14 protein-coding genes are annotated in these 11,425 nt (G+C 53.4%); 7 read left to right on the top strand and 7 right to left on the bottom strand.

The window, feature by feature from the left end; translation table 11 throughout:
• Positions 1-60: 60 nt before the first annotated feature.
• Positions 61-1,242, bottom strand: coding sequence for an MFS transporter TsgA (gene tsgA, locus EOS97_RS07725; protein ID WP_000185212.1), 1,182 nt, complete (start codon positions 1,240-1,242; stop codon positions 61-63).
• A gap of 276 nt (positions 1,243-1,518) precedes the next feature.
• Here tsgA and ppiA point away from each other — a divergent pair, with 276 nt between their 5' ends.
• The 5 genes from ppiA to EOS97_RS07700 all read left to right on the top strand — a co-directional run bounded on the left by ppiA (position 1,519) and on the right by EOS97_RS07700 (position 4,857).
• Entirely contained in the window at positions 1,519-2,091 is a 573-nt protein-coding gene (gene ppiA, locus EOS97_RS07720) for a peptidylprolyl isomerase A (protein ID WP_000920478.1), read from the top strand.
• Between the two features lie 108 nt (positions 2,092-2,199).
• Complete coding sequence (locus EOS97_RS07715; RefSeq protein WP_001519136.1) at positions 2,200-2,367, top strand: YhfG family protein; 168 nt, start codon at positions 2,200-2,202, stop codon at positions 2,365-2,367.
• The gene (locus EOS97_RS07710; protein WP_001280665.1) at positions 2,357-2,959 is read left to right on the top strand and encodes a putative adenosine monophosphate-protein transferase Fic; all 603 of its coding nucleotides are present in this window, start codon (positions 2,357-2,359) and stop codon (positions 2,957-2,959) included. The genes EOS97_RS07715 and EOS97_RS07710 overlap by 11 nt, the downstream gene beginning before the upstream one ends.
• A 31-nt stretch (positions 2,960-2,990) precedes the next feature.
• Positions 2,991-3,554, top strand: coding sequence for an aminodeoxychorismate synthase component 2 (pabA, locus tag EOS97_RS07705; protein ID WP_000601879.1), 564 nt, complete (start codon positions 2,991-2,993; stop codon positions 3,552-3,554).
• Positions 3,555-3,639: 85 nt separating this feature from the next.
• Positions 3,640-4,857 carry an aspartate aminotransferase family protein gene (locus EOS97_RS07700; RefSeq protein WP_000190021.1) on the top strand — a complete coding sequence of 406 codons (1,218 nt, stop codon included), beginning with the start codon at positions 3,640-3,642 and terminating at the stop codon, positions 4,855-4,857.
• Positions 4,858-4,899: 42 nt separating this feature from the next.
• Here the strand turns inward: EOS97_RS07700 and EOS97_RS07695 are convergent, their stop codons facing one another.
• Both EOS97_RS07695 and crp read right to left on the bottom strand, forming a co-directional pair.
• The gene (locus EOS97_RS07695) at positions 4,900-6,987 is read right to left on the bottom strand and encodes a YccS/YhfK family putative transporter (RefSeq protein WP_000269311.1); all 2,088 of its coding nucleotides are present in this window, start codon (positions 6,985-6,987) and stop codon (positions 4,900-4,902) included.
• A 48-nt stretch (positions 6,988-7,035) separates the two neighbouring features.
• Positions 7,036-7,668, bottom strand: coding sequence for a cAMP-activated global transcriptional regulator CRP (gene crp / locus EOS97_RS07690; RefSeq protein WP_000242758.1), 633 nt, complete (start codon positions 7,666-7,668; stop codon positions 7,036-7,038).
• A 307-nt stretch (positions 7,669-7,975) separates the two neighbouring features.
• Between crp and EOS97_RS07685 the strand changes: the two genes are divergently transcribed.
• Positions 7,976-8,380, top strand: a complete 405-nt coding sequence (locus EOS97_RS07685; protein WP_001148919.1) for an OsmC family protein — start codon at positions 7,976-7,978, stop codon at positions 8,378-8,380.
• Between the two features lie 46 nt (positions 8,381-8,426).
• On the opposite strand, the gene EOS97_RS07680 is transcribed toward EOS97_RS07685, so the two are convergent.
• From EOS97_RS07680 to EOS97_RS07670, 3 genes are read right to left on the bottom strand one after another with little or no spacing between them, the layout of a single operon-like run.
• A complete protein-coding gene (locus EOS97_RS07680; protein WP_001733415.1) occupies positions 8,427-9,344 on the bottom strand; it encodes a phosphoribulokinase in 918 nt (305 codons plus the stop codon).
• Between the two features lie 51 nt (positions 9,345-9,395).
• A complete protein-coding gene (locus tag EOS97_RS07675) occupies positions 9,396-9,614 on the bottom strand; it encodes a YheU family protein (RefSeq protein ID WP_000586568.1) in 219 nt (72 codons plus the stop codon).
• A complete protein-coding gene (locus EOS97_RS07670; protein WP_001214115.1) occupies positions 9,611-10,678 on the bottom strand; it encodes a hydrolase in 1,068 nt (355 codons plus the stop codon). Before EOS97_RS07670 ends, EOS97_RS07675 begins: the two co-directional genes overlap by 4 nt.
• Before the next feature lie 197 nt (positions 10,679-10,875).
• Between EOS97_RS07670 and EOS97_RS07665 the strand changes: the two genes are divergently transcribed.
• On the top strand, positions 10,876-11,187 hold the full coding sequence (locus tag EOS97_RS07665; RefSeq protein WP_000047690.1) for a monooxygenase: 312 nt from the start codon (positions 10,876-10,878) through the stop codon (positions 11,185-11,187).
• A gap of 1 nt (position 11,188) precedes the next feature.
• Here EOS97_RS07665 and EOS97_RS07660 read toward each other — a convergent pair whose 3' ends face one another.
• Complete coding sequence (locus tag EOS97_RS07660) at positions 11,189-11,410, bottom strand: LysR family transcriptional regulator (protein ID WP_001054028.1); 222 nt, start codon at positions 11,408-11,410, stop codon at positions 11,189-11,191.
• Positions 11,411-11,425 lie beyond the last annotated feature (15 nt).

Genomic DNA, 11,425 nt, shown 5'->3' with positions numbered 1-11,425 from the left:
CTACCTAGTCAGGAGGGGGATAGAGTGCCGGAGGGCGACGTCGCCATCCGGCAAGGATTATCAATGCGTAGCCGGCGCGCTATGCTGACGATGACGGGATACAAAGCCGAGCGCAAAGCACATCACAAAGACCACCGCATACAGACCATTCGCGGTGAGTAACGCCGCCTGTGGACCGCTGTGCGCCACAATCGGGCCGGTGACGACGAAGGTCAGCATCGTTCCGATAGTGCCGCAGGTCAGAATAAAGTTAACCAGCTTAGGCGAGGCCACTTTCGTTTGCTGCGATCCCAGCGTAATGATAGAGGTATAAATGGCGCTGGAGAAGAAGCCCAGCGTCAGAATAAACCACGGCATATGCGCCTGCGTGCCGGTAATAAACAGATACATCAGTACCGCCGCCATACCCGCCAGTACGGTCAGAATGCGTTGCAGATCGAAAAAGCGCAGGATAAAGCTGAACGCCCACATGCCAAACATATAGGACATCCAGAAATCACTCACCAGCGCCCCGGCGTCATTCAGGCTCATGCCGAGGCCTTTGGCGTATTCCGGCACCCAGGAGATAAAGCCCAATTGACCGAGGATATAGCACAGCGCGGCGACGGCGAGAAACAGTACGCCAATGCCCCATTTTTCTTTGACGACAGGCGCCTGAGAGTGCTGCGCATGTTTACCCAGCGCCGGAAATTCACAGCCGAAGGTCAGGATGAAAATCGCCAGGTAGACCAGGCCGATGCAGGCGTAGACCCAGTACCACTCAATACTACGCGCCAGCAGGAAGGCGGCGACCATAGGAAAAATCATCCCCGCCATGCTGAAGAAGGAGTCGGTAAACAGCAGTCGGGAACCGCGCTGACGCCCTTCATACAGTTGCGTAATCAGGAAGGTGCCAATCGACATGGTGATCCCGCTGACCAGCCCCAGCACAAACATCGCCGCTGAGAACAACGCCAGGCTGTGGCTGAACATCAGCCCGGCCACCGCCAGCACCATCAGGATAAAACCAAAGCGTAGCTGTGTTTTCAGCGGGATGATTTCCATCAACCACGCATTGAGGAAGATCGAGATCAAAATCCCGGCGTTCAGGAAAGTAAAGGTGTTACTCATGCTGGAAACGGGCAGATGAAAATAGTCTGCGATATTTCCCATCACCATCCCGGTGACAATCACCAGCGCCCCGGTCAGGGCGTAGGAAAGAAAGCTGATCCATGTGAGCTTGATGCGGTTGCTGTTAGTCATGTCTGGCCTTGAAGAGAAGTGAAGCGCGTGGAGGGCGCGTTAAGCGGGCAGATTTTAGGCGCTTTTGTGATGCATTTAAATAATTATTAGTGATAGTAATGTTCATTGCATTTTTTAATGTGATGTTTGTCACATCATATTGCAAGAATACGGCGTTGCGTCGTAACGTTACATTTGTTTCATATACGTAAAATTAGGTAAAGGGCTGGCCTGGCCCAGGAAGGCTCTTTAGAATCATTCCACTTGCTTTATTTCTGCTCTCTTTAAGGAAATCTCATGCTCAAATCGACTCTGGCGGCTGTCGCAGCTGTTTTCGCTCTTTCTGCTCTTTCTCCCGCAGCGTTGGCAGCAAAAGGCGATCCTCATGTGCTGTTAACCACCTCCGCCGGGAATATTGAGCTGGAGCTGAACAGCCAGAAAGCGCCGGTTTCTGTGAAAAACTTTGTCGATTACGTCAACAGTGGTTTCTATAACAACACTACGTTTCACCGCGTTATTCCTGGCTTCATGATTCAGGGCGGTGGTTTTAACGAGCAGATGCAGCAGAAGAAACCGAATCCGCCGATTAAGAATGAAGCCGACAACGGTCTGCGTAATACTCGCGGCACGATCGCGATGGCGCGCACCGCAGATAAAGACAGCGCCACCAGCCAATTCTTTATTAACGTCGCGGATAACGCTTTTCTCGACCACGGCCAGCGCGACTTTGGCTATGCGGTATTTGGTAAAGTGGTAAAAGGTATGGATGTCGCCGATAAAATCTCACAGGTACCGACGCACGATGTCGGGCCTTATCAGAATGTGCCGACAAAACCAGTCGTTATCCTTTCCGCGAAAGTCCTGCCATAAAACATGCCTGCGCGGGCGCGAGCCGCCCGCGTTTTCTCCCTGTCTCAGCGTAACCTGAAATTGCTGCTTATACTTGTGGTCAAGCACAGGCATATTCAGGGAGGCAAGGTGAAGAAACTTACCGATAAACAAAAGTCACGCTTTTGGGAACAGCGGCGCAACGTTAACTTCCAGCAAAGCCGCCGTCTCGAAGGTATTGAGATCCCCTTAGTAACCCTGACCGCCGATGAAGCGCTGGCACGTCTTGACGAGCTTCGGAGGCACTATGAGCGATAAATTTGGCGAAGGGCGCGATCCGTACCTCTATCCGGGGCTGAACGTGATGCGTAATCGGCTGGGGATTCATCAGGCCCAGCGACTGGCGCAAGCGGCATACGAAATGACCGCGCTCCGCGCCGCCACGATTGAACTGGGGCCGCTGATACGCGGCTTGCCTCATCTGTGCGCGATTCATCGCCAGCTCTATCAGGATATTTTCGACTGGGCAGGGCAACTGCGGGAGGTCGATATTTACCAGGGTGATACCCGTTTCTGCCACTTTGCCTATATCGAAAAAGAGGGCAACGCTCTGATGCAGGATCTGGAAGAAGAGGGCTATCTGGTCGGTCTGGCGCACGAGAAGTTTGTCGAGCGGCTGGCGCATTACTACTGTGAAATTAACGTGCTTCATCCGTTTCGTTTGGGGAGCGGGCTGGCGCAGCGCATCTTCTTTGAACAGCTGGCGCTACATGCAGGCTACGCGCTGAGTTGGCAAGGTATTGCGGTTGAAACATGGAAGCAGGCGAACCAGAGCGGCGCGATGGGCGATCTCTCCGCATTGCAGGCGATTTTTCAGAAAGCGATAAGCGAAGCTCGCGAAACTGAGTAAAATAGTGCGGTTCTACTGACCCGGAGCCGCCATGATCCTGCTTATCGATAACTATGATTCCTTTACCTGGAACCTCTACCAGTATTTTTGTGAACTGGGCGCGGAAGTGCAGGTCCGGCGCAATGATGCGCTGACGCTGGCGCACATTGACGCTTTGAACCCGCAAAAAATCGTTATCTCTCCTGGCCCCTGTACGCCGAATGACGCTGGCATTTCACTGGCGGTCATCCGCCATTATGCCGGACGTATTCCGATGCTGGGCGTTTGCCTGGGTCATCAGGCGATGGCGCAGGCCTTTGGCGCGTCGGTGGTGCGGGCAGCGAAAGTGATGCACGGTAAAACGTCACCTGTTACGCATAATGGACAGGGCGTGTTTCGGGGATTGCCCAGCCCGTTAACCGTGACACGTTACCACTCGCTGATTGTCGACCCTGCCACGTTGCCTGAGTGTTTTGAGATCACCGCCTGGAGCGAAACGCAGGAGATTATGGGCATTCGCCACCGCGAGTGGGATCTGGAAGGCGTGCAGTTCCACCCGGAAAGTATTCTCAGCGAACAAGGACACGCTCTGCTGGAAAATTTCCTCCGGCGTTGATTTGTGGTTGCTATTGAGTGATTTTTTATTCATATTTTGTGATTATAATTTCACTGGCATTTCTACTTAACCGGGTGGTAATGATATGGCAACTGAACAAACGGCTATTACGCGCGCAACTTTTGATGAGGTGATTCTGCCTGTTTATGCACCGGCGGACTTTATTCCGGTCAAAGGTAAAGGCAGCCGCGTATGGGATCAGCAGGGCAAAGAGTATATCGATTTCGCCGGCGGGATTGCAGTGACTGCGCTGGGCCATTGCCATCCGGCACTAGTCGAGGCGCTGAAATCCCAGGGGGAAACCTTGTGGCATACCAGTAACGTTTTTACCAATGAACCGGCGTTGCGTCTGGGACGTAAACTGATCGACGCCACGTTTGCCGAGCGCGTGCTGTTTATGAATTCCGGCACCGAAGCGAACGAAACCGCTTTTAAACTGGCGCGTCATTATGCCTGCGTGCGCCATAGCCCGTTCAAAACGAAAATCATTGCCTTCCATAACGCCTTTCATGGCCGTTCCTTGTTTACCGTCTCTGTCGGCGGGCAGCCGAAATATTCCGACGGCTTTGGGCCGAAACCCGCCGATATTATTCACGTTCCCTTCAACGATCTTCATGCGGTGAAAGCGGTAATGGATGACCACACCTGCGCGGTGGTGGTCGAGCCGATTCAGGGTGAAGGCGGCGTGCAGGCGGCTACACCGGAATTCCTCAAAGGGTTACGCGACCTGTGTGACGAGCATCAGGCGTTGCTGGTGTTTGATGAAGTGCAGTGCGGGATGGGGCGCACCGGAGACCTGTTTGCCTATATGCACTACGGCGTCACGCCGGATATCCTCACCAGCGCCAAAGCGTTAGGCGGCGGTTTTCCGGTGAGCGCCATGCTGACCACGCAGGAAATAGCCTCGGCCTTCCATGTCGGTTCGCATGGTTCAACCTATGGCGGTAATCCGCTGGCCTGTGCGGTGGCTGGCGCGGCATTCGATATTATTAATACGCCAGAAGTACTACAAGGCATTCACACTAAGCGGCAACAGTTTGTGCAACATTTGCAGGCGATTGACGAGCAATTTGACATTTTCAGCGATATTCGCGGCATGGGGCTGCTGATTGGCGCGGAGCTGAAGCCGGAGTACAAAGGTCGGGCGCGCGATTTTCTGTACGCAGGCGCGGAGGCCGGCGTGATGGTGCTCAATGCCGGAGCCGACGTGATGCGTTTTGCCCCGTCGCTGGTGGTGGAAGAGGCGGATATCAATGAAGGAATGCAGCGCTTTGCGCAGGCGGTAGGGAAGGTGGTGGCCTGATGGCGGATTGCCGGATAAGCGTAGCGCATCCGGCAGTCGGTCTTAACCTTTTGTATCCCGTAGCCGCTTACTCAGCCAGATACCGTGATGCGGACGCTGACGCCAGGCCATCGACGAAATGGTGTGCATGGTGTTCAGATGGCCAATGATGCGCTGTAAATGTTGTTCCAGAGTGCTCAATAAGCCATGTGACGGCATGTCCGGCGACTCCAGAATATTGACATCGCCGGAGCCGCCTGGCCTGTCGTACTCCAGGCGCTGCTGGCAGCGCTGAATCGCAATCTCGCAAGATTCCAGATAGCGCTGCGCCAGATCCGGCGTCAGCATGGTGTGTTCCCGCGCCAGCGTCGTCATGGCGTTGATATGCTCGACAATAAACTGGCTGTGCGTGACCCATAGTTTCATATCAGACAGATAGTGGGTATTGAATCCGGGTTCCTGCATTGCCTGATTTAACGAGTTGAATAACGTGTTATGCGCCTGGTTGACCCGCATTCTTTGATAAGCGAGCGGGGTGGCCTGCGGATCGTTACTGAGGATCAGTCGGATAGCTTCTTGATCGGCTTCCAGCGCATCATGGGCGTTTTTACGTAATAGCCCGCTTTGCCATTGCGGCCACAGCCAGACCATGCCGCCAAAGGCAATTAAACAGCCAATCAGCGTATCGATCAGCCTCGGCACAATAAACTGTTCTCCGTTTAACGTCAGTAACTGGATGGTGTATACCGCCGTCACCGTAAAGCCGACCGTCGCCCAGCCGTAGTTTTTACGAATAATCAGATAACTTGCCAGCGTTAGTACCAGCATGACCGCCAGCGTAATGCTTTCGGGAATATGTAAGTGCAGCGTGACGCCGGCAATCACCAGGCCGACCAGCGTTCCGACCGAACGGTGCAGAATACGTACGCGCGTCGCGCCATAGCCGTTTTGGGTGACAAACAGCACTGTCATGAGTATCCAGTACGGTTTAGGCAGGTGCAACGCGCTGCCCATCAGACTGGCGATGCTCATCATCACGCTAATGCGTCCGGCGTTGCGTAGCGCCGGCGATTTTAGCGACATATAATTTTTCAGCGCCGGAAGTAGCGGCAAACGACGCTGTTTATCGGCCATCAGGTCGCGGGCGTACAGCGGTCGCTGAGTACGCAGCACACGGGCGATTCGACTGAAGTGCCAATAGCAGAACTGGCCTACCGGATTTTCAGGATGCTGATTAGCGATCTTCTCCAGAGCGCCAATCTGTTTTTCCATGGAGAAGCGCGTCGGCAGACGATGATAAAGAATGTCATCCGCCAGCACGCGCAGACGGGCGGCGACCGTTTGCGCATTCCAGCGAATCACCTCTTCCGCATGGCTGCGTTCTACCAGTTTCTGTACCTCTTCCGGCTGATGCAAGCTGACGGAGATGTGCTCCTGCAAATCCATCGCTTCCTGAAAAGCCCGTAACAGGCGCTTGTAATCATTATTGTTGTGCGCCGAAAGCATATGCATCTGTTGGTAACACTGGGTAATGAGATCGACTGCTTTTTGCTGGCGTATCAGCAGGGGAGGCAGCGCTTTTTCCGGATCGATATGTTGGGTGAGCAGGCTGTATTTCGCTTCACAATAATCGGCCAGTTCACGGTATAACAAACTCAATGACTCGCGCAGCGGCTGTTCGCGCCATAGCCAGAACCAAAACCAGTTAAACACTCCGTACCATAGCGTGCCCAGCGCATAAATGAGCAGCGGCTCCCAGACGGGCATGTATCCCGCAAGACTCAGGGTAAAGATGGCGGCAATCAGCGATGCTGGCAGTAGCCGCGCGTGAAGCGGGCTAATTTCCGCCGTCACGCCAAGCACCAGCGTGAGCCCGGTCAGGATCAACGGCAGGGGGATGGATTCCGCCAGCAGAAGTTGCGTTACCAGACTGCATCCGGCGAACAGCGATGCGCCGATGATCAGACGTTTAAAAAAGCGTTTGTGCGGGGTATCCAGACCTGCAATGTTGCAGCAGGCGGGAACGAGAGAGAAAAGCAAGCCCAGGTGTAGCTGGCCTATCAATAAACCAACAGCCACAGGCAGGCACAGCACCAGCGTTTGCCGTAGTGCGTAATTAATCTCTGGGTGATAAATCAGTCTTCGCCACATCGATGCAAACAAAAATGGCGCATGATAAAACGCGCCATTCTGACGGGATTAACGGGTGCCGTAGACGACGATGGTCTTGCCATGCGCGGAGATCAGGTTTTGATCTTCCAGCATTTTCAAAATACGACCAACGGTTTCGCGGGAGCAGCCGACGATCTGGCCGATTTCCTGACGGGTGATTTTGATCTGCATCCCATCCGGGTGCGTCATGGCATCGGGCTGTTTCGCCAGATTCAGCAGCGTCTGAGCGATACGCCCGGTGACGTCAAGGAAGGCGAGGTTACCTACTTTTTCAGAGGTGACTTGTAAGCGACGAGCCATCTGGGAAGAGAGGCGCATCAGAATATCCGGGTTGACCTGGATTAATTGGCGAAATTTTTTGTAGGAAATTTCAGCGACCTCACATGCGGTTTTCGCACGTACCCAGGCGCTGCGTTCCTGGCCTTCTTCAAACAGGCCCAGTTCACCAATAAAATCACCCTGATTCAGATAAGAAAGGATCATTTCTTTCCCTTCTTCATCTTTGATCAGCACTGCCACGGAGCCTTTAACGATGTAGTACAGCGTTTCTGCTTTTTCACCCTGGTGAATCAGCGTGCTCTTTGACGGGTACTTATGAATGTGGCAATGAGACAAGAACCATTCAAGAGTCGGGTCTGTTTGCGGTTTGCCAAGCACCATGCGCGGTTATCCTCTGTTATAAGCTGTCTCCAGAGCCAGAAAACGGCACTGTCTCTGGGGTTGCAAAAATATACTTCCCGCTACCTGGGAAGGGGGCTACGAAAATAGATTGTAGCCTGTAATGTGATGTCCTCTGCATACATGCAGTACGTCAATGTATTACTGTAGCATCTTGTCTGTTTTAGCATAGCTTTCGCCGTGTGTCTCCTGGTGTCTCGCTTCAGCATGACCCAGGTCGCCTTCCATTGCGACTTTTGTTGTATGCGCGTAATCTTTCAGGAAAATTGAAACATTGGAGTTACGAAATATGCAAGCGCGTGTAAAGTGGGTTGAAGGGCTCACGTTCCTCGGAGAGTCCTCCTCCGGCCACCAGATTTTAATGGATGGCAACTCCGGTGACAAAGCGCCGAGTCCGATGGAGATGGTATTAATGGCGGCTGGCGGATGTAGCGCTATTGATGTGGTATCAATCCTGCAAAAGGGCCGTCAGAATGTCACCAACTGCGAAGTGAAGCTGACATCTGAGCGCCGGGAAGACGCGCCGCGCCTGTTTACGCACATTAATCTGCATTTTATCGTTACCGGCAGCGATCTGAAAGAGGCTGCCGTCGCGCGCGCTGTCGATCTCTCCGCGGAAAAATATTGCTCGGTGGCGCTAATGCTGGAAAAAGCGGTCAATATTACCCATTCGTATGAAGTGATTGCGGCGTAACACGTGATGCCGGATGGCGGCGTGGCCTTATCCGGCCTACCCGTTTTTATCTCGTAGGCCCGATAAGCGTAGCGCCATCGGGCATTTCACCGCGGTTATTCGATTTTTTGCCTTCCATTAATCGCTGCACCAGCGGCAACATAATCAGCTCCATCGCCAGCCCCATTTTGCCGCCCGGCACCACTAATGTATTAATGTGAGAAATAAACGAGCCCTGGAGCATCGCCAGGAGCCAGGGAAAATCGATCCCTTCCAGATTGCGGAAATGGATCACCACAAAACTCTCATCCAGCGAGGGAATACCCTTTGCGGCGAACGGATTGGACGTGTCGACGGTCGGCACGCGCTGGAAGTTAATATGGGTACGCGAGAACTGCGGCGTAATGTAATTGATGTAGTCGTCCATGGAACGCACCACGGAATCCATCACCGCTTCACGGGAGTGCCCGCGCTCGCTGGTGTCGCGAATCAGTTTCTGAATCCACTCGAGGTTGACGATAGGCACCACGCCAACCAACAGATCAACATGACGCGCGACATCATGTTGCGGGGTGACGACGCCGCCGTGCAGTCCTTCATAAAACAGCACATCGGTCGGTTCGGGAAGCGGCTGCCAGGGGGTAAACGTGCCGGGAACCTGATTCCACGGGACGGCTTCATCATAGGTATGCAGATATTTACGCGACTGGCCTTTACCCGTCTGCCCGTACTCAATAAAGGTATGTTCCAGTAGGCTGAAGTCATTGGCTTCAGGCCCGAAATAGCTGATATGCCGCCCGGCGTCACGCGCTTTGCGGATCGCCATGTCCATTTCCGGGCGGGTGTAACGATGAAAACTGTCGCCTTCCACCTCGGCGGCGTGCAGATTTAACTGCGCGAAAATTTTACGAAACGCGAGGCTGGTGGTGGTGGTCCCCGCGCCGCTTGACCCTGTTACTGCTATCACCGGATGTTTGGCTGACATGGCAACTCCATGATTGAGCTTTAGTAATAATGTATTGTCGGCAAAGGCGTTTTATTCGCGAAACTGCTTTTTCGGCATAATATTGACCGTTTCATGTAATTCAGACCATACCAGCACGGCCTCGCCGGATTGCAGTTGGCGTTTTACGTCAGCGACTTTTTGTTCAAGCGAACGTTCATGTTCACCATAATCGGTGCCTTCGCGCAACACAAAGCTTTCGATCAGGTTGTCCAGCGTGTCGGGGGCGAGCCCCTGCCAGGGAATGATCATGATGACGCCTCCAGGTACGTTGTCAGCCAGTCAGGAATTCGGCGTTCCAGCCACATTTCAGGGCGCAGCGGCGTACCGCCGATAAATCCTACGTGTCCGCCATGCTCAGTTAGCTGATACTCCACCTGCGGGGGCAGATCTTCCGCTTTAGGGATCACATGATGATCCATAAACGGATCGTCTTTAGCGTGAATAATCAGCGTCGGTTTAGCAATCTGGTTAAGCAACGGCATGGCGCTACACTGACGATAGTAGTCGATGGCGTCGGCAAAGCCGTGAATTTTCGCGGTGATCAGGTCGTCAAACTCGCGAATACGGCGCATTGATTTCAGTTGCGCCAGATTCACCGGCAGCGACCCGGGGTACGCCGCCAGCTTGCGTGACGCATTCGCTTTTAACAGATTAAGCAAATAACGCTGATAGACGCGGGAAAACCCTTTGTCCATATGGTAGCTACAGGCTTCGAGAACAAAGGGCGCAGAAACAATCACCGCCGCCTCGATGGGAATATCGCGGCCTTCTTTCGCCAGCAGGCACGCCAGCATATTACCGCCGAGCGAATAGCCCACGGCGGCTGTCGGAACGGCGCCGAACTCCCGCTGTAACCAGCGTAAAAACCAGGCTCCGTCCTCCGTTTCACCGGAGTGGTAAATACGATTCAGACGGTTGGGTTCGCCGCTACAGCCGCGAAAGTGCATCACCACGCCCAGCCAACCGCGCTTTTGCGCCGCCTCAATCAGCCCGTGGGCATAGGGGCTGTTCAGGCTGCCTTCCAGACCGTGAAAGACCACCAGCCGCGGTTTATGCTTTGCCTGTTGCGGTTCTTCGCTCCATGCCAGATCGACAAAATCGCCGTCCGGTAGCTCCAGCCGCTGCCAGTGGGCGTTGAACTTCACTTTGCGGCGGATTAAGCGCGGCAGCATAGTTTGTAAATGGCGATTACGAATGCCACGCATGGGAATAAATTCATGCGAGTCATTGACAGGCGGGGTCATTTCTGTGGACGTGATCTCAACCATAGCACCAGAACAATTGATAATTGGAAACAATACTATACCGCGCATAAGGTTCACAGATTAGTCAATATGTGATTTTACGTTCAATTGGTCGTCTGGCGAAATAAAATTGCGCCTCATTTCACCAGAGGGGGCGGTATGCAAGGCGCGCGCAATACCCCACAGAAATCGCGTGAACCTCTGCATCAGCCGAATTAATCGTGGTAGTGTGGCAACACGATAGTTATGTGACTCAAGGAGAAGGCATGTCGAAAACACTTTTACAGATCCATTTTAACTTTAGCGGCCCTTTTGGCGAGGAGATGACTCAGCAACTGGTCGGGCTGGCGGAGTCTATCAATGAGGAGCCGGGCTTCATCTGGAAAATCTGGACAGAAAGCGAGAAAAACCAGCAAGCTGGCGGCATTTACTTGTTTGAATCCGAAGAAACGGCGCAGGCTTATATTAAAAAACACACTGCGCGTCTGAAAAATCTTGGCGTTGATGAGGTGACGTTTACATTATTTGGCGTGAACGACGCGCTGACGAAAATAAATCACGGCAACCTTTGCCGCTAAATCACATAACGCAGGCTTCTGTTCCGGTGCTGCCGACCGCAACGGTAATCTTTATACCGGGACGAGTACCGAAGAGGCCTTTATGGACGAACAGCGGACAACGAACGTTCTCTTTCAGCGTGTGCAGCGCCTCGGCGGTGCGGGCGATGTTACCCTTCTCCACAAACATCATGAAGATGGTGAGCTTGCGGAAGGTAATGTCATCGGTGATTGACAGGTTCATCGCCCACCCCGCGCG

The sequence above is a fragment of the Salmonella sp. SSDFZ54 genome (assembly GCF_004010735.1).
GTDB lineage: Bacteria > Pseudomonadota > Gammaproteobacteria > Enterobacterales > Enterobacteriaceae > Salmonella > Salmonella enterica.
Note: the sequence above shows the minus strand (reverse complement) of the source record. Positions and strands in the feature narration are given on the sequence as shown.

Bases quoted from the DNA above. Each gene is read 5' to 3' on its own strand.
- tsgA (WP_000185212.1), bottom strand. From the start codon at position 1,242: ATGACTAACAGCAACCGCATCAAGCTCACATGGATCAGCTTTCTTTCC.
- ppiA (WP_000920478.1), top strand. From the start codon at position 1,519: ATGCTCAAATCGACTCTGGCGGCTGTCGCAGCTGTTTTCGCTCTTTCT.
- EOS97_RS07710 (WP_001280665.1), top strand. From the start codon at position 2,357: ATGAGCGATAAATTTGGCGAAGGGCGCGATCCGTACCTCTATCCGGGG.
- pabA (WP_000601879.1), top strand. From the start codon at position 2,991: ATGATCCTGCTTATCGATAACTATGATTCCTTTACCTGGAACCTCTAC.
- EOS97_RS07700 (WP_000190021.1), top strand. From the start codon at position 3,640: ATGGCAACTGAACAAACGGCTATTACGCGCGCAACTTTTGATGAGGTG.
- EOS97_RS07695 (WP_000269311.1), bottom strand. From the start codon at position 6,987: ATGTGGCGAAGACTGATTTATCACCCAGAGATTAATTACGCACTACGG.
- crp (WP_000242758.1), bottom strand. From the start codon at position 7,668: ATGGTGCTTGGCAAACCGCAAACAGACCCGACTCTTGAATGGTTCTTG.
- EOS97_RS07685 (WP_001148919.1), top strand. From the start codon at position 7,976: ATGCAAGCGCGTGTAAAGTGGGTTGAAGGGCTCACGTTCCTCGGAGAG.
- EOS97_RS07680 (WP_001733415.1), bottom strand. From the start codon at position 9,344: ATGTCAGCCAAACATCCGGTGATAGCAGTAACAGGGTCAAGCGGCGCG.
- EOS97_RS07675 (WP_000586568.1), bottom strand. From the start codon at position 9,614: ATGATCATTCCCTGGCAGGGGCTCGCCCCCGACACGCTGGACAACCTG.
- EOS97_RS07670 (WP_001214115.1), bottom strand. From the start codon at position 10,678: ATGCGCGGTATAGTATTGTTTCCAATTATCAATTGTTCTGGTGCTATG.
- EOS97_RS07665 (WP_000047690.1), top strand. From the start codon at position 10,876: ATGTCGAAAACACTTTTACAGATCCATTTTAACTTTAGCGGCCCTTTT.
- EOS97_RS07660 (WP_001054028.1), bottom strand. From the start codon at position 11,410: ATGAACCTGTCAATCACCGATGACATTACCTTCCGCAAGCTCACCATC.